The sequence below is a fragment of the Gilliamella sp. LMG 34362 genome, from assembly GCF_984569125.1.
The window spans coordinates 1,159,319-1,178,187 of sequence record NZ_OZ474902.1; the positions used below are offsets into that span (position 1 = coordinate 1,159,319).

The 18,869-nt window shown below is 33.6% G+C and carries 13 protein-coding genes and 1 riboswitch; of the genes, 5 read left to right on the forward strand and 8 right to left on the reverse strand.

Features of this window, described 5'->3' with window-relative positions; translation table 11 throughout:
• Positions 1-2 precede the first annotated feature (2 nt).
• Positions 3-48, reverse strand: a riboswitch (PreQ1 riboswitch).
• Between the two features lie 274 nt (positions 49-322).
• A complete protein-coding gene (gene clpB, locus AC5LWZ_RS05375) occupies positions 323-2,893 on the forward strand; it encodes an ATP-dependent chaperone ClpB (RefSeq protein WP_086363919.1) in 2,571 nt (856 codons plus the stop codon).
• 289 nt (positions 2,894-3,182) lie between these two features.
• Here clpB and AC5LWZ_RS05380 read toward each other — a convergent pair whose 3' ends face one another.
• The gene (locus tag AC5LWZ_RS05380) at positions 3,183-4,271 is read right to left on the reverse strand and encodes a hypothetical protein (RefSeq protein WP_110448183.1); all 1,089 of its coding nucleotides are present in this window, start codon (positions 4,269-4,271) and stop codon (positions 3,183-3,185) included.
• A gap of 879 nt (positions 4,272-5,150) precedes the next feature.
• On the opposite strand from AC5LWZ_RS05380, the gene AC5LWZ_RS05385 reads away from it, so the two are divergent.
• Positions 5,151-7,064: a hypothetical protein gene (locus tag AC5LWZ_RS05385; RefSeq protein WP_493464116.1), complete on the forward strand. Its 1,914-nt coding sequence runs from the start codon at positions 5,151-5,153 to the stop codon at positions 7,062-7,064.
• 479 nt (positions 7,065-7,543) lie between these two features.
• Here the strand turns inward: AC5LWZ_RS05385 and AC5LWZ_RS05390 are convergent, their stop codons facing one another.
• The 5 genes from AC5LWZ_RS05390 to AC5LWZ_RS05410 are packed head-to-tail and all read right to left on the reverse strand — an operon-like array spanning position 7,544 to position 12,587.
• Positions 7,544-8,902, reverse strand: coding sequence for an FAD-binding oxidoreductase (locus AC5LWZ_RS05390; protein WP_493464117.1), 1,359 nt, complete (start codon positions 8,900-8,902; stop codon positions 7,544-7,546).
• A 13-nt stretch (positions 8,903-8,915) separates the two neighbouring features.
• The gene (locus AC5LWZ_RS05395) at positions 8,916-9,587 is read right to left on the reverse strand and encodes a methionine ABC transporter permease (RefSeq protein WP_363317440.1); all 672 of its coding nucleotides are present in this window, start codon (positions 9,585-9,587) and stop codon (positions 8,916-8,918) included.
• On the reverse strand, positions 9,587-10,606 hold the full coding sequence (locus tag AC5LWZ_RS05400) for a methionine ABC transporter ATP-binding protein (RefSeq protein WP_493464118.1): 1,020 nt from the start codon (positions 10,604-10,606) through the stop codon (positions 9,587-9,589). The genes AC5LWZ_RS05395 and AC5LWZ_RS05400 overlap by 1 nt, the downstream gene beginning before the upstream one ends.
• Positions 10,607-10,608: 2 nt before the next feature.
• A complete protein-coding gene (locus AC5LWZ_RS05405) occupies positions 10,609-11,427 on the reverse strand; it encodes a MetQ/NlpA family ABC transporter substrate-binding protein (RefSeq protein WP_493464119.1) in 819 nt (272 codons plus the stop codon).
• Positions 11,412-12,587, reverse strand: a complete 1,176-nt coding sequence (locus AC5LWZ_RS05410; protein WP_493464120.1) for a pyridoxal phosphate-dependent aminotransferase — start codon at positions 12,585-12,587, stop codon at positions 11,412-11,414. The genes AC5LWZ_RS05405 and AC5LWZ_RS05410 overlap by 16 nt, the downstream gene beginning before the upstream one ends.
• 553 nt (positions 12,588-13,140) lie before the next feature.
• On the opposite strand from AC5LWZ_RS05410, the gene AC5LWZ_RS05415 reads away from it, so the two are divergent.
• The gene (locus AC5LWZ_RS05415) at positions 13,141-14,817 is read left to right on the forward strand and encodes a hypothetical protein (RefSeq protein ID WP_198221712.1); all 1,677 of its coding nucleotides are present in this window, start codon (positions 13,141-13,143) and stop codon (positions 14,815-14,817) included.
• A gap of 429 nt (positions 14,818-15,246) precedes the next feature.
• The gene (locus AC5LWZ_RS05420; RefSeq protein ID WP_294892301.1) at positions 15,247-15,585 is read left to right on the forward strand and encodes a Grx4 family monothiol glutaredoxin; all 339 of its coding nucleotides are present in this window, start codon (positions 15,247-15,249) and stop codon (positions 15,583-15,585) included.
• Positions 15,586-15,667: 82 nt separating this feature from the next.
• Here AC5LWZ_RS05420 and rnt read toward each other — a convergent pair whose 3' ends face one another.
• Both rnt and fbp read right to left on the reverse strand, forming a co-directional pair.
• Positions 15,668-16,333 (reverse strand): ribonuclease T, encoded by a 666-nt coding sequence (gene rnt / locus AC5LWZ_RS05425; RefSeq protein WP_294881976.1) that lies wholly within the window; start codon positions 16,331-16,333, stop codon positions 15,668-15,670.
• Between the two features lie 510 nt (positions 16,334-16,843).
• Positions 16,844-17,845, reverse strand: a complete 1,002-nt coding sequence (gene fbp / locus AC5LWZ_RS05430) for a class 1 fructose-bisphosphatase (RefSeq protein ID WP_198199446.1) — start codon at positions 17,843-17,845, stop codon at positions 16,844-16,846.
• Positions 17,846-18,069: 224 nt separating this feature from the next.
• On the opposite strand from fbp, the gene AC5LWZ_RS05435 reads away from it, so the two are divergent.
• On the forward strand, positions 18,070-18,828 hold the full coding sequence (locus tag AC5LWZ_RS05435) for a Nif3-like dinuclear metal center hexameric protein (protein WP_110448176.1): 759 nt from the start codon (positions 18,070-18,072) through the stop codon (positions 18,826-18,828).
• Positions 18,829-18,869 lie beyond the last annotated feature (41 nt).

The window sequence follows — 18,869 nt, forward strand, 5'->3', positions numbered from 1 at the left end:
TTTCTTTCCTAGTTTTTTTTCGTGGGATGGATTACGAACCACGGTTAGCTAACCTAACAAAATAAAGCGGCTAATATAAAGGATAAAAGCTTGAGTGTCATCCAAATTTACTAAACATTTTTGTTTAAGTGCCGGTTTTTCAAACTACTTTATCTTTTATAAAGACGCGAGTAAAATATAATCGATTTTATTGCAAAAATTCGTCAAAAATATTGTTAATCAGCTCTTGAAATTTATTCTTCCACACTCATTTAGTGATTATGCAAATGGATTAGATGTGTTACACATTTAAACCAAATTTATTGCTTAGGAGATAAATAATATGAGGTTAGATAAACTCACTAACAAATTTCAACAAGCTTTAGCTGATGCGCAATCAATCGCATTAGGTAAAGACAATCAATATATAGAGCCCATTCATGTATTATCTGCCATGCTTAATCAAGAAGGCAGTGGGATTAATCCATTACTGGTGGCTTCAGGTGCAAATATTGCGACATTACAACAAGAATTAAATCAAGCAATTGAACGTTTACCCCAAGTTCAAGGCATTGGTGGTGAAGTTATTCCATCACAAGAATTAGTAAGAATTTTGAATCTATGTGACAAATTAGCGCAAAAAAATGGCGATAGCTATATTTCATCTGAATTATTCATACTAGCTGCATTAGATGAAAAAGGTAATTTAACCGATATTTTAAAAAGAGCAGGTGTCAGCAAAGACAAATTTAGCCAAGCAGTTAACCAAGTAAGAGGGAGTGATAACGTGAACGATCCTAATGCTGAAGATCAACGTGGTGCATTGAAAAAATATACCATTGATTTAACCGAAAGAGCCGAACAAGGCAAGCTTGATCCAGTCATTGGTCGTGATGAAGAGATTCGCCGAACCATTCAAGTATTGCAACGTCGAACTAAAAACAATCCAGTATTAATTGGTGAGCCAGGAGTTGGTAAAACAGCTATCGTAGAAGGTTTAGCACAACGTATTGTTAATCGTGAAGTGCCAGAAGGTTTACGTAACAAACGAGTATTATCATTAGATATGGGGGCATTAATTGCCGGTGCTAAATATCGTGGTGAATTTGAAGAACGCTTAAAAGCGGTACTTAAAGATATCGCCAAAGCCGAAGGTAGTATTATTCTCTTTATTGATGAAATACATACTATGGTCGGTGCTGGTAAAAGTGATGGAGCAATGGATGCTGGTAATATGTTAAAACCGGCATTAGCTCGAGGTGAGTTACACTGTGTTGGTGCCACCACACTTGATGAATATCGTCAATATATCGAAAAAGATCCGGCATTAGAACGTCGTTTCCAAAAAGTATATGTAGCAGAACCGTCAGTTGAAGATACCATCGCAATATTGCGTGGTTTAAAAGAACGTTATGAACTGCATCATCATGTGCAAATTACCGATCCGGCAATTGTTGCAGCTGCAACTTTATCGCATCGTTATATCTCTGATCGTATGTTACCAGATAAAGCGATCGACTTAATCGATGAAGCAGCATCAAGTATCCGTATGCAAATGGACTCAAAACCAGAGTCATTGGATCGGCTTGAACGACGTATTATTCAGCTCAAACTTGAACAACAAGCACTCAAGAAAGAGTCTGATGATGCAAGTAAAAAACGACTTGAGATGTTAAATGATGAACTTGCTGAAAAAGAAAAGGCTTATGCATCACTTGAAGAAGAGTGGAAATCAGAGAAGGCTGCGCTTTCGGGTACTCAAAATATCAAGGCCGAGTTGGAAAAAGCACGTACTGAAATAGAACAGGCTCGCCGAATGGGCGACTTAAACAAGATGTCCGAACTACAGTATGGCAAAATCCCAGAATTAGAGAAGAAACTAGCAGCAGCCACACAGCTAGAAGGTAAAACTATGAAGTTATTGCGTAACAAAGTCACCGATAACGAAATTGCTGAAGTTTTATCGAAAGCAACAGGTATTCCTGTATCGAGAATGCTAGAGAGTGAAAAAGAAAAACTGTTACATATGGAAGACGCCCTACATAAACGTGTTATTGGTCAAAATGAGGCGGTTGTTGCTGTGGCCAATGCTATTCGTCGTAGTCGAGCAGGGCTTTCTGATCCGAATAAACCGATTGGTTCCTTCTTATTCTTAGGACCGACAGGTGTTGGTAAAACAGAACTTTGCAAAGCATTGGCTAACTTTATGTTTGACAGTGAAGATGCTATGGTACGTATCGACATGTCTGAGTTTATGGAAAAACATTCTGTAGCTCGATTAATCGGTGCACCTCCTGGTTATGTTGGTTATGAAGAAGGAGGCTATCTAACTGAAGCAGTGAGACGACGACCATACTCTGTTATCTTACTCGACGAAGTCGAGAAAGCACATCCAGATGTTTTTAACATCTTATTACAAGTATTAGATGATGGACGATTAACTGATGGACAAGGTCGTACTGTCGATTTTCGTAATACAGTAATCATCATGACATCTAACTTAGGTTCTGATTTGATTCAAGGTCAAGTTGAACTGAGTTATGATGAGATGAAAGCGTTAGTCATGACTGTGGTAACTAAACACTTTAGACCGGAGTTTATCAATCGTATTGATGAAACTGTGGTATTCCATCCATTAGGACAAGAAAACATCAAAGCAATTGCGAAAATTCAATTAGCTCATGTTGAAAAACGTCTTGATGAGCGTGGATATGAAATGGATATCTCTGATGCCGCACTGGAACAATTAGCTAAAGTTGGTTTTGACCCAATTTATGGTGCAAGACCATTAAAACGTGCAATACAACAAGAGATTGAAAATCCATTAGCACAACAGATTCTATCTGGCAAATTAGTTCCGGGTAAAACGATTCATCTAGATTTGGATGATGGTAATATTGTTGCCAAACAGTAAAGCTACTTATTGATTGGTTGTCGAAATTACAACAATATTAATAAAGCCAAAAAGCCTGAAAATTAATTTTCAGGCTTTTTTATTTATAGCATTAGTATTCCTATTTATGAAAAAATCAAACTCATTTAATTAGATAAAAAATTGAGGAAAGGGGTTTTTAGTTTATCAAAACTAAATTATGTAATCTTTGTGATTAAATATAAAATTGAAAATAACTTAATTTAACAAAGAAGACCTAGACTTTAGGTGGACTTCTTATTTTTCTATAATTTAATATCAAAGATCGTACTTAGTCGTATATATAACCAGGTATTAATTTACCTTTGTACCATACTTTATCATTATAAAGAATATTATCTTCACCTATTACACTAGGATTTTCAGTATAAATATTATTACGATTAAGTAAACAATTATTATATTCTAAATCAGTGCATTGACGATTTTGCTTACTATCGAAATTATAATAATGGCAGCTATTGCTTTTATTAACATATCGATAATTATGATAATCGTAAATCGCAGTTATTTTGGTTAAGACTCTGTGATTTTGATCATCAAAATCATAACAGTCTTTACTGCCTTCAGCCGATCTATCTTTTGGATTAAAGATTATATCACTGCCCCAAAGATGAGTTGCGATAAATTTATTATGATGGTTGATATAATAATCATAATTGGAACCTCGTCTAGCATTAAATTTGTAACGTTCAATTGCTAAATCTGCAACGCCATCAAAATTAATATCTTGTAGATGAATGCTATAAATTGAATTGTAGCTATAATTCAAATTTTCGATTTTTTGTAATAATTTGTTGGATGCTTGCTCATAAATATTAATTCCATATAACTTAATCTTTTCATTTTTTTGTTTTCGTAATACAGCGGTAAAGTAGATATTTTCTAAACTATCGTATTGTAATAATTCAATATTATTAAATTCGCTGCTAATATCTTCTTCATTGATGAAAAAATCTCTTTGCAATTTGATTGGCTTTAAGCGTTGTTGATGTTCATCAAACCAAACTCCAGTTAACTCATGATTTAAAATTATATAGTCACCGCCATAGTCATCAGTTTGATCAAATTTAATATTATCTAATTTAATATAAGAGAGTTGGTTATTATTAGTATTTGAAGAGTTTGTATTATAAAAAACGACACTTTTGTTATCTACATTAAATGAACTTTGATCTAGTACCAAAGACTGCCAAAGTTGGTCAGGATTACGCTTATCAATTAAGAAATGTAACGAAGTAATGCTACTATTGAAATATAAAGTAATATCTTTATTAGAACTATTGTCAGTAAATGCATAAATTGCACATTTACCTGAGAACGAAAGACAAAGACAAATTAAAAACAATATATTTTTCATATTAATAATCATTCAAACTGATTGCTTTTTACGAGTTAGCAAAATTTAAGAAAAGAATTTTTCAATTATCAAAATTCTTAGTTTTAGTATCTATTATAATAAGCAGTCAGTTTATTTTACATCCATTGCATTATTATTACTTTTATCAACTTAATAGTCACTACATAACACAAAATATTTTTAAAAGTCATGTAATGACTGTTTTTAGCAAAAAGTTGTTAATGATAAGGTTCCTAATATCTACAAAAATGGACAAATGTATGTTAGCAATTTCGGTCATTTTAAATAGAGCAAAAGTATTATAGTCGGAACTCTAATTTACATATCTTGACAAATTAACTCTAATTACTATTTGATAAAATGTGCTATTTTTATTATACTGATTTAGTCAAAAAATAGTTTATTATTCAATATAAAACAATGGGATGGGTTTAATTTACCTGGATGTTAGTCAAGCTGCAGTCAGTTGGAAGTTAAATATTACTTGAAATTATTTATAAAATTAATCGCAAAATATATTCAAATTATTTAATTGAAAATTGTTTTTATTCTTAAAGTGAACCACTTCCCCCCATAGCAATATTAATATAGATAATTCATTGAATTGCAGACATTTAATTTTCAAAACTGTAGTTCTCTCAATTGAATAGTACAAGTGTGTTTTCGATCAACCTTTGTACGATAAAGTTTGTATCACTATAGATAAAAATCAATAACAGTCGTTCTTCAAAATTAGTAAGCATAAATTAATTTATGCATGTATTACCAAATTAAATATAAAGCAAAACAGATAACTAAATTTGTTTTGATTATATTTTTGTCAGAAAAGTAATTTTATAACAATAAAACAATGAAGTGTGAATAAATGGGATTCGGAGTATGTTTAAATACAATTATTTAAAAAACAGTCATAACTTGAAATTATTTTCAATATTATTGTTGGGAATTTATTCTAAATTTGTAATTGAAAATCGTTTTATATTTTCAGTATTTAAATATTTACTACCATGCAATTTTGCTAAAGATAAATTATTATCTGGACGTTATATGCAGCTTTTTTTGTTAACTTTCAATCCTACTATAGTAGTAAGGCTAATTAACAAGATACAAAAAATCAGTTTTTTTTTCATAATTATCACGGTTAATTCTGTTTATGCTTTGAATGTCACTACAGCTGAAAGTATACAAGGTTCTCAACCTTATTTAACTTTAGGTAATGGCAGCATTAAAGCTGATAATAGTGATTCTTTATTAAGCATTACTCTTTCTAATGGCAAAGTTATCACTCCTAGTGATGATGTTTCAAGTATAACTAATCCAATATATTTACCTCATTCAAAACAGTCTTTTACAAGGATTAGAACCATTATTCCATTCACTGAACAAGGAAATCCTAATTATCCGCAAGTGAAAATTTCTGATTTACTGGGCTCGCCGTTTAACTTTTATGCTGATGATGATGGTGATGGTTTTGATGAAAATGGTAATGTTACTGCAACAGCTAGCGGTAATATCAGTTTGAAATGGGAGGCTAGGAATCCGAAAGTGCCCGATATTAATGCTCAAAATGCCTATATTGACATTACTTCAACAGTAAAAAATAATCCTAGAGAAATGATTAGTTTATGTGATAGTCCATATCGCTTAACGATAAGTACTAGTAATGGTGAATTAAAAACTGAATACGGTGAACCTAATAACAATATTTTTACTCAAAAAAGTCATACTTACTATATAAGTGCTAAAATGTTGCCAACAGTCTGTTATGCTCAGCCGAATTTACTTTATGATAACGCTTCTTATGGCAACAATATAATCAATGTAGATTATGATGGCCCTCTTTGGGATTCAGCCAAGCTTTCAGATAATGAATATAGAGGTTTTCCAAGTAAAGGTTTTAAAGTAAGAAATGCGCATACTAGTGGTGAATATGAAGGCGAAAATTCAGTCTACAATAATAACTTTCCAAGTACTGGCTCAAATGGCTTATATTTTTATTTACTACTTAAAGGAGCAACACCAGAAGAGATGTTAGCCGCCAATGGTAGTACGATAATCGCTAAAGAAGGTGGTAGGGTGAAGTTATCACTATCTGTTGAATCTACACCAAAATGGAGGCATGATGACAGATTACCTGCTCCCATCCCTTATTGGAATAGTGAGCCAGCATTAAAGGTTACATTATCTGGACCACATAGTGGTTCTAACACTAAAACGTTTAATCCCGCTACTTTTAAACTCTATACCGATAGTGCTGAGACACACACATTATATGAATTTAAAATAATGCGTTGGTATATTCCGCAACCTAAAGTTACTTATGGTGAAGGTGATGCGAGAAAATGGTCAAAGAGCGATGCGCAGTCTTATCAAGCAAAAGCTCGTGCTTATTGTTCAAGTTTAGGTGCTAATTATCGTTTGGCAAATATTAGCGATTTTACTAATGCTAATCGATATCGCTATGGCTGGAATAGCGGTATTGCTGGTAGAGGTTCTAAAGCGTATCGTCGTCAGTTAAGCTACCTTTCGGCTGGTAACTGGGTAGGTGGTATAAATAATGAATGGGGATGTTTAGTTAATGATTGGAATGCTGCAGGTAGTGATCAGTACCGTTGCAGTGGTTATTCTGGTAGTGATTGGGATTCATATGCATATTGGACTGACAATTTAGCTAAAGATGTTACTGACTCTGAGGATGAAGCAAAACCATTAATTAATCCTATGAATGTAGGCGAACCTATGGTTTATGATTCTTATGACTATCAGTATCGGGCAGCTTGTGTTAGCCCGTAAAGCTACTTTCCATCAGTAATTACTCACCACTGTTGCCAGTGAAAAAACTGGCAACAAATTTATCCTCTTAAGGATTCAATCAAATAGAATTATTTCTAATTATTTTTATGATTAAAACATAGTGTAGACTAATAAGTTCCACTCAGTTCAACGAACAAAAAGAATTAACTTTTGTCAACGTATTGGATAGATAATTACCTAACTGATAAGAAGTAGATGTGTTTTTAATGATTATATAAAAATTTCTGTCAGCAACAGACATTAGGTTAGATATCAAATTTTTATATAAAAGATAAGTAACTTATTAGTGAATAGTTACTTAGTCTTTTTAATCATTAATTAAAAGGGATTTTTAGAATTTAAAAAAAACCTGTTCTCAAATTTGTCTATGAAATAATTAAAACGGTTATAAAGCGTTTTAACTCTGCTTTAGATCATTACATCTAATATAAATTGTCAGAATATTAATATTAGTAAACTTAAACTACAGTCATATAAACCTGATTATTCAGTAAATTTTTAGGATCAAACTGTTGTTTAATTGTACGCATTAAGTGGCGATTTGCTTCAGGAATTGCAGCATTGTAATAACTTACTTTCGCCGTTCCGATGCCATGTTCTGCAGAAGGCAATCCTCCCAATTCAAGACATTTTTGATAAAGCGCTTGGTGAACATTTTCCAGATCAGATTGCCATTGTTTGTCATCACGACTATCACGTAAAATGCATAGATGAATGTTACCATCGCCAGCATGACCAAAGGCTAACATACGCATGTGGGTTTGTGTTTCTAGTTGTTTGGTGAAATTAATGAAATCGCTAATGCGATTTATTGGTACCACTATATCGATTGGATCTTGTTCTGTTATTGCTTCAACTGCACGTACTAACGAACCTCGAATCGTCCAGATTTGATTAGTTTGATTATTATTTTCGGCAACAAAATAGTCACAATCGCCTAAATTAGTTAATAGCAGTTTGCGTTGTTGTTCAATGGTTTGTAGATCGGAACCATCAAGCATAATAATTAGATAAGCTTGGCTATTTGGTAGCGGGAATTTAAAACCAGAGTACCGTTCGCCCCATTGTGCGACTTTACGTTCAACAAACTCCAATGCAGTCGGCGTAAGGGTATGTAGCACGGTGGTAATACTACTAATGGCTTGTTCAATAGTATTAAAACCAACAATAAATGTTTGTGATACTTTTGGTTTGGCTATCAGTTTTAAAGTACATTGCGTGATGATACCTAAGGTACCTTCACTGCCAATAAAGAGATGTTTTAAAGCTAGTCCAGTGTTGTCTTTAACATTTTTACTACCAATATTTAACACACTACCATCAGCCATTACAACTTCAATTGCTTGCACATAATCTCGAGTCACACCATATTTTACCGCCCGCATACCACCAGCATTAGTACTAATATTTCCGCCAATGGTGGCATTTTTAGCGCCCGGATCAGGCGGATAAAAAAGGTCATGTTTTTCAACAAACTGTTGTAGGTCTTGCAGTAAAATACCTGATTGTACGGTAACGGTGAATGTTTGCTTGTCCAGTTCCACAATATGATTCATTAAGGATAAATCAAGAATAATACCGCCATTAGGAATAGTCGAGCCGACTAAGTTAGTACCAGCACCACGAGTGGTAATATTAAGATTATTGGTATTAGCGTATTTAACAATCGCAGCTACTTCTACTGTGGTTTTGGGGTAGACTAATATATCGGCATAGCCATATTTTAATTTTAAACCATCAGTTAAATGTGATGGTGGGATCGCATTTTTTGCAATGATACGTTTAGGATCTGTAATAATGTCTGTGAGTTTGTTCATGCTGAATTTCCGACTATTTATAACTTTTATCGAAGTGGTTGGCTAACTTGTCACCAAGGTATTGAATCACCATCACAATAAAAATAAGAATAATAATACATAAAATGAGGATTTCGGTTACATAGCGTTGATACCCATAACGAATGGCTAAATCACCAATACCACCACCGCCAACAACCCCAGCCATAGAGCTAAAACTAATAAGCGAAATGGTGGTAACCGTTGCGTGTCGAATCAATTGTGCCATCGCTTCTGGAAATAAAATACCGAATATAATGCGGATATGCGATGCACCACTAGCTACCGCTGCTTCTATCACCCCTTTATCTATTTGACTAAATGCATTTTCAGCTAACCTAGCATAAAATGCGATAGCTGCAAGTGAAAGAGGGAAAATTACCGCTTTGGGGCCTACAGTCGTACCGACTAGTAACGCACCCAAAGGTAGTACAGTAACCATTAAAATCAAAAAAGGAATTGAACGAGTGGCATTGATGATAAAATTAGCGATACTATTAATAATTCTGTTTTTGAAGAAGAACTGATTTGACATTAAAAACAGCAATAAACCTATGAGTGTGCCGAATACCAAACCGGCTAACAATGACCAACTTACCATGATAAATGTTTCGTAAGCTGCTTGCCATAACATTTGCGCCATTTCGGCAATGGTGAGCTTTATCATTAATTTATTTCCTCAATAATAACTTCTTGCTGTGCTAATTTTGTTATCAAATTTTGAATATTATCTGGTTCCCCAATAATTTCGATCACCAAATTCCCTAACGCTTGATTATCAAAATACTCTATAAAACCATGCAAAATATTGAATGCCACCTGAGTTTCAATTGCTGATTGATATAGTATTGGTTGGGTAGTATTTTCGTTAATATAACGTAAACGTACTAATTTACCTTTGGCATTTTGTTTGATGATATCTGGTAAATGAGTGTTTTCATCAATATTGAGAAATTTTTGCGTGAAGGGCTGTTTAGGTCCGGAAAAAAGGTTAAATGTAGTGTTCATTTCCACTATTTCGCCTTGTGACATTACCGCAATTCGATGACAGATCTTTTTAACCACATCAATTTCATGGGTAATTAGTACTATGGTCAATGCAAATTTTTGATTGAGCTCTTTTAATAAATCAAGTATTGCGCTAGTGGTAGTTGGATCTAATGCACTCGTCGCTTCGTCACATAATAGAATTTTAGCATCATTGGCAAGCGCTCTAGCAATGCCAACTCGTTGTTTTTGCCCACCACTGAGTTCGGCAGGGTAGGCATTAGCCTTATCGCTTAACCCAACTAAATTAAGTAATTCGGTGACTCTATTTTTTACTGCATCTCCTTTTTTTCCGGCAGCTTTAAGCACAAATGCAATATTTTCATAGACAGTTTTCGATGACGCCAAATTAAAGTTTTGAAAAATCATCCCAACTTGAAAACGAAATGCTTGCAGTTGACGACCGCGCAAGGTTTTTATGTCAACACCATTGATAATGATTTGTCCGGAAGAGGGATCTGCAAGCCGATTAAGCGTTCTTACTAATGTACTTTTGCCTGCGCCGCTCGATCCTATAATACCGAAGATCTCGCCTTGATTAACATCAAATGAGACCTTTTTTACGGCTTCAATCACTTGCTGATTTGCTTCGAATCGTACCGAAACATCTTTTACCTGAATTAATGGGCTAGTTTGCATAATTAAAATAACTGATAATCTGGTTTTTGGAAGGTATAGAAAATACCATTTTTATCATTAATCACTTGAGCAAATTCTGGTGATTTAAGTACGTCGATAATGTCTTTGCCTAATTTATCTTTAGATTCACTGCGAATCGCAATAACATTTTTGAGATCTTTATCTAATACTTCTTGATAAAGCGCTTTTGAAAGATCTAACCCTGCACCAATCGCATAATTGCCATTAACTACTGATAATACAGCGCTATCTAAAGAACGTGGTGTTTGTGGTGCTTCAATTGGTACAATATTTAATCCATAACGATTTTCGATTACGTTGTTAGGGGTGAGATTATTTTTATCTACATTTGGATCGAGCTTAATTAATCCAGCGGCTTCTAAAATGCGTAATGCCCGAGCTTCATTAGTTACGTCGTTAGCTATCGTGACTTGATCACCCTGTTTTAATTGTGAAAAATCAGTAATTTTATTTGAATAAATTCCAGCGCCAGCAGTTGGTACAAAGCCAACAGCAGTGATATCTAAATTGCGTGCTTGTTTAAAGTTATTAAGGTAAGTTAAATGTTGAAACAAATTAACATCAATTTCTTTATTGGCTAGTGCTAAGTTTGGTTGAACATAATCGCTAAATTCACGAATTTCTACTTGATAACCTTTCTTTTCAAGACCTGGTGCAATAGCTTGTTTAAACATATCACCATATGGCCCAGCGGCAACACCTACCGTAATTTGATTTTCTTTTTTAGCATTGTCACAACCAGTTAAGACAATTAAAGACGATAAAATAGCTAAACTAGCCACAATTAGTTTTTTAAACATGATAATTTTTCCTTGAGTTTGGATAATCTTTCTAAAGCTGCAATTAGCGTTGGTTCTTGTTTTGCAAAATGGAAGCGAATATAGCGATATTCAGGGTGCTTAAAAAAGGCGGAGCCTGGTACGGCAGCTACACCCACCTCTCTGATTAACCATTCACAAAATTCAAAATCAGTATTGAAAGGATTAATCTCTGAAATATCAACTAAGACATAATAAGCACCTTGAGGTTCATAGTATGTAAGTCCTATGTCATCTAAGCCACTTAAAAATAAATGACGTTTATCAGTATAGATTTGGGTTAATTGTTGGTAATAATCTTCACCTAAAGCTAATCCAGCACAAGCAGCTTTTTGTAATGGTGCTGCAGCACCAACGGTAAGAAAATCATGAATCATCTTACAACCATCAATAATTTTCTTATCAGCAATAATATAGCCAAGTCGCCAACCTGTTATCGAATAGGTTTTCGATAGTGAGCTACAGCAAATTGTTCGCTCTTTCATATTAGGAAAACTAGCCAAATAGAGATGTTGATGCGGTGCATAAACCATATGCTCATAAACTTCATCGGTAATAATGTAAGCATCAAACTCAATAGCTAGTTGGCTAATATAGTCAAGTTCTGCTTTGGTAAATACCTTGCCACAAGGATTGCTAGGATTACATAAAATTAAAGCTTTAGCTCCTTGTTCAAAAGCTTGTCGAAGTTGTTGCTTATCAAATTCGAATGTTGGTGGAATTAGCGGTACATAAATTGGGGTAGCATCGGATAGAATCGCGTCTGCCCCGTAGTTTTCGTAAAAAGGTGAAAAGATAATAACTTTATCTTTCGGATTACAGACCGTCATTACCGCACACATCATTGCTTCGGTACTACCACATGTTACCAGCACATTTTCATCTGGATTGATATCAATATTCATTAATTTTTGTTGTTTTTTAGCTAACAAACGTCGAAATTCAGCTGAACCCCACGTAATTTCATATTGATGAGGACCATCATCCGCAGCTTGTTTTAATGCATCAATTAAAGGTTTAGGTGGGTCAAAATCAGGAAACCCTTGAGATAAATTGATTGCTTGATATTGATTAGCGATCCGAGTCATCCGACGGATAACTGAATCAGAAAAGTGATCGAGTCGATTGGCTAATTTATGCATTGTTTTTTTATTTATTAAAATTATGAAGCAAGTGATTATAATATAAAAACTTAATTTAGCTGTTAAATAATATATTTATATATAGTTATATTTTTTTCTTATAACTAAATAGAGGGAAAATATTAGATCTTTTAATATTTTTGAGAAAAGCAATTTTTTAAGTGAAAAAATTAAGGAAAAGAAGGTTATAGTATCGAATGTTTTTTTTAGTGTAACTTATTAATAATATTTACAAAATATTAACATATTAAACAACAAAAAAGTGTTGTATGGTTTTTTTTTATCTCTATAATTTTAGGTGGGATTATTGATCATTTATTAGTTATTTAAACGAATAAATTTAGATAAAAATTAAATTAATCATAAATTTAATTGACAGGATTGTCGAAATGCATTATAATTTACAACACCAAACACCAAACACCAAACATGCCTAACCTATAATTTTAATTCTTATAGTTATTGCAGGCAAAGTTTATCATTTCGTTGTAGTTTATCTTTCATTTCTTTTTTAAGGGATTTATCAAGCCTGTTTTTTCAGATGAAGTCTTTTGTGACTTTAACGCCTGTAATTATTTTTTCATTTCCTTTATCTAGTCAGGCTTTGTCGGTTGTTACTAATAGTGTTATTCATGGCTCCGCTCCTTATTTAAGCATAGATGGAGGACAAACAAAAGTTGAAGGAGCCGAAGATCTATTAAGCATAACCTTATCAGATGGAACGGTAATTAAGCCGACTCAAGATACTTCAAGCTCCACCAATCCAATAATTTTACCAAATTTAGATGAGCGTTACTCTAATATTAAAACCCATGTTCCTCTACCTTCGCAAGGAAACGTTTATTATCCCAAAATAGATTTTAATGATTTAGCAAGGCCACCTTTTAATTACTTTTATGATGATGATGGCGATGGTTTTGATGATAGCAATGGTGATATTACAGTAACCGCAACAGGTGAAATTAGTGTTGTTTGGGCTGTTCGAAATAGAACAGTTGAGAGAGAGAATTCTTTTAATTCTTATACCAATATTACTGAAGCAGTTCGTAGTGATCCAGATTCTGTGATTAATGCTTGCCATGGACCATATCGATTAACAATCAGTGTCAGTGATAATGAATTAAATACAACCTATGGTGAACCTAAAGCTAGTTTTATTAGTAGTGATAGTCATACTTATTATTTCCAACCTAGTGCTTCCGCAGCATCAGTATGTAATGTACAACCTAATTTAGTCCCTGACGCTCTATCAGCGTCATCAGCTGTCTTTGAGTTTGGTGATTTATGGGAGGTAGTAGGGCCACTTAATGGTCCTCGAGCCGCTAGAGGTTATCAGGTAATGAAGTTAAATAACGATGGTGATTATCAAGGTCAAGATTCAATGATGCGAAATAATTTCCCGAGTACAGGTTCTCATGGATTGTATTTTTATATGGTACTTTCAGGTATTACTCCAGAAGAAGCGTTAGCGGTTAATGGTAGAACGGTAAGTGCGGTAGAAGGGGGAAATGTTAGTTTATTACTGAGTGCTGGCACGACTGAAAAATGGGAGCATACTTTTAGAGGACCAGCGTCAACAAGGCCTTATGGTGTGGTAGAGCCCGCTTTGAAGGTTCAACTTGTTGGACCACGTTATAATTCAGCTGATAAAAGTTTTAGACCTGTAACATTTAGATTGTATGCAGATAGAAGTAAACGTAATTTATTATATGAGTTTAAGTTAATGCGTTGGTATATTGTCCAACCAGGAGTAACGTATGGCAACGAAAGAATAAGAGATAACTCTGTAATATTATCATATCAGGAGCAAGCAAAAAATTATTGTCGTAGTTTAGGTAATTATCATTTACCTGAAGTGAACGAATTAACCACTGCCAATGATAGAGCGGAAGGTTGGACTGGAGGAATTTCAGATGGTGGTTTAGAGTCTTACTATCGTTCTTATAAGCGTCAATTAAGCTATCAAGATGGAGATCGTTGGATGGGGGGAATCTTTAATGAATGGGGCTGTTTGGTGAACGGAAGTAACGTAATTGATAGCTTTATTGGTGCTTGCCATGGTTATTCAGAAAGTGATTGGGATAGTTATTGGTATTTAACAGCCAATAATATGGAGAATAGAAGCTCAAGGTATAATGGACGTCCCTTAGTAACCAATTCTGCATATGGCCGAGTTTTTTACTATGGACATTATAGCGGAGATAACCGAGCAGTTTGCGTTTCGCCATAAAAAAATAGATGATGGAAAAATAGTCTATCTTCTATGGTTATTTTGAATAATATTTGTTTAATGTAAATGCACTTGATGAGCATATACATGGTTATTTTAGAGATTACCACAATCGGAAGGGAGACTGTATTGCATCTTAGTCTTACTTTTGAGCAAGATAATAAATATAGTATAAATGAGGTTAATTTATTAATATGAATGTTTATTAATAAAAATTTATGTCAAAATACTTCATAAGCATAATCGTTTTGTTGACATAAGTAATTAAAATACACAATCCAAATAATTTAGAGTGGCTTAATAACTTAAAAGAATGTTATTCGATTTATATTTTTCTCTTTAAGTAAACAAATAAATCTGTATAACTTGAACTTTTTCTACGTTAAAATAGCAACTTTATTGTTATGGACATATTAAGGAATTAACCCAATGACAACTGAATTAACCACACTTGATAAGATTAAAAAGCAAATCGCTGAAAATCCGATTATTCTTTATATGAAAGGATCACCAAAATTGCCAAGTTGTGGATTTTCGGCACAAGCGGTACAAGTATTATCACAATGTGGTGTACCTTTTGCCTATGTGGATATTTTACAAAATCCCGATGTTCGAGCTGAATTACCAAAATATGCTAACTGGCCAACCTTTCCGCAACTTTGGGTTGAAGGTGAATTAGTGGGTGGTTGTGACATTATGTTAGAAATGTTTCAAACTGGTGAATTACAGACTTTGATCAAACAAACTGCCGAAAAACATAAATCTTAATATTTAGTATGTAAAAAAAGCAGGATGTAAAAAAGAGAGTTTGTGACTCTCTTTTTTATTTATAGTTTTGACTTCGTTTTTTTCAATCTAATTGCTGCTCAATTGCTTCTTTCGCTTGTTGATCATTATGTGGTAATGGCCAACCACCAAGTCGTTTAAAGCGATTAACAATTTCACAAAATAAAATGGCTGTTTTTTCGGTATCATATAAGGCACTATGGGCTTGTTTATGATCGAATGGCATTTCAGCTGCTTCACACGCTTTAGCCAGGACGGTCTGACCAAACACTAATCCACTAAGCGAAGCAGTGTCAAAGGTAGCAAAAGGATGAAAAGGATTGCGCTTGATGCCTGCACGTTCAGATGCAGCCATTAAAAAACTATGGTCGAAATGAGCATTATGAGCCACAATAACTGCTCGGGTACAGTCATTGGCCTTAATACCATTCCTCACAAGTTTAAATATCGCTTCTAATGCGATTTTTTCATCAACTGCATCACGTAACGGATTATCAGGATCAATACCATTAAATGCTAAAGCTGTCGGCTCCAAAATTGCATTTTCAAATGGTTTTACATTGAATTGTAGCGTTTCATCTGGTGCTAAAAAGCCCTCATCATCCATTTTCAATGTAATAGCTGCAATTTCTAAAATTGCATTTTGATTAGGATCAAACCCTGATGTTTCAATATCAATTACAACAGGATAGAAACCACGAAAGCGTTCACATAATTTAGCGTTTGGCACAATGCATTATCTTATTTTGGCAAAAATTGTTGGCTATTATGCCAGTTTTTGCTTATTTCGACTAGATTAACCGTAATTTTTAACTGTTTACTTAGATTAAACATTGAATCATAAGAAACTTAATACGTCTTTGGAAGAAAGTTTTGCCTAGATTGCTTATGTTATTTTTTATTTATGGGCTAATAAAATGCCTCGTTTAGTAGGTTAAGTAATGGATAATAATTGCTAGATATTAATGAACTTTTTTGAGTTTATATCCATTAAATATGTTGCAACTTAGCTGGTAAGATTTTTTAGCTTTAAATCATAATTAATCATCATGTTAAAAATATTAATTTTTTATGAAATCGAGTAAAGTTCAAGTTTTTTAAAACTATTGTTTCATAAATAATAATCACGAGTAACTGAAATAATTAAACCTATAAAAATTTAACCATAAATTTCAAAATGTTAGCTAAATGAATTAAATAATATGATGAATAATAAATTAATTTATCATTCATCTATATATCAATCTTTATATTCGGCCATAAAACGATCGGCGTCATCCACCATTGATTTCATACCTACAAAAAAAGGTGTGCGTTGATGTAATTGCTCTGGTTCTATATCTAAAATTCGTTGGTATCCGTTAGTTGCTTTTCCTCCAGCTTGTTCTGCTAAAAATGCCATTGGATTTGCTTCATATAACAAACGGATTTTACCTTTAGGATACTGAGCTGTATTAGGATAGATATAAATACCACCTTTTAATAAGTTTCGATGAAAATCAGATACTAATGAACCGATATAACGTGAAGTGTAAGGGCGATGTGTTTTATCATCATCTTCTTGGCAATACTTGATATATTTTTTGACTCCGGTAGGAAATTTAGAATAGTAACCTTCATTAATCGAATAAGTAGTTGCTTGTTTTGGGAAACGGACATTTTCATGGGATAAGCAAAAAACGCCCAATGAAGGGTCATAAGTAAAAGCATGTACACCACAACCTGTAGTATAAACTAACATAGTCGATGAGCCGTAAATAATATAACCAGCAGCTACTTGTTTATAACCAGGTTGCAAAAAATCTTGTTCTGAAATAGGGGATCCTATTTTGGTAATTCTATGATAAATTGAAAAAATTGTCCCGACTGATACGTTTACATCAATATTTGATGAACCATCAAGCGGATCCATTAATACGACATATTTTCCTTCCGTTGCGCGGTCTTTACCAAAAATAACCAAATTATTTTCTTCTTCCGATGCTATACCGGCTACGACTCCTCTTGCTTCAAGTGCATTTTTTAACGTTTCATTAGCAAAAACATCAAGTTTCATCTGTTTTTCACCTTGAATATTCGCTGAACCATTTTCGCCTAAAATATCTATTAATCCTGCTTTGTTAATATCTCGATTAATAACCTTAGCACCTAATTTAATCGCCGAAATAAGTGCAGTTAATTCCCCAGTGGCATGAGGGAATTCCGATTGCTTTTCAATAATAAATTCACCGAGAGTTTTCATTGTTTCATAAATCCTTTATATCAATGTCTGTATAATATAAATTTCAGTAGTTAAATCGAAATCTATTTTTCGATAATATACGTGAGATATTTTGAGAAAGCGACTATAATTAGAAAGTCGTTAGTTAGTTTTTTGTGTGAAAAAAGTTTAATTAATTCAAATTGTTTGATTCTATCTGCGTTTTTCATACATAGAGCGGGTTAAATTTAAAAAGTGAGGTTATTTTGCATCAATTTGAACTTCAACAAATCATCAATAATGAATTGCAAGTGACAAGATATCGTGACTATGCACCAAATGGATTACAGGTTCAAGGACGATCGGAAGTTAAAAAAATTGTGACAGGAGTTACAGCTTGTCAATTATTGTTAGATAAAGCAGTGGAACTTAATGCTGATGCTGTGTTGGTTCATCATGGTTATTTTTGGAAGAATGAACCACAAACTATTACTGGGATTAAATATCATCGAATGAAAACCTTACTCAAACATGATATTAATTTATATAGTTATCATCTGCCATTAGATGGTCATCCTGTTTTAGGTAATAATGTATTGCTAGGGCAAATGTTGGATATTACAGTTGATATGCGTGAAGACATAACCGATCTATTATTCACAGGCACTTTAAACAATCCACTTACAGCGCTAGAGTTTAAACAAAAACTTGAACAAAAATTACATAATGGTCAACGTTCAGTGCTGTTTTGTGGTGATAATGCGCCAACTGTAATTAATCGAGTGGCATGGTGTAGTGGTGGTGGTCAAGATTTTATTGAATCGGCAGCTCAACAAGGCATTGATGCCTTTTTTACCGGTGAAGTATCGGAACGTACTATTCATATCGCTCGTGAATATGGTATTAATTTTTATGCCGCTGGTCATCATGCAACTGAGCGTTGTGGTATCAAAAAATTAGGTGAATGGTTATCTAATCACTATGACTTAGAAATTATTTTTGTCGATATTGATAATCCTGCATAACAAATGTTGAATTTAAATAAGAAATATCGCATACTTATTCG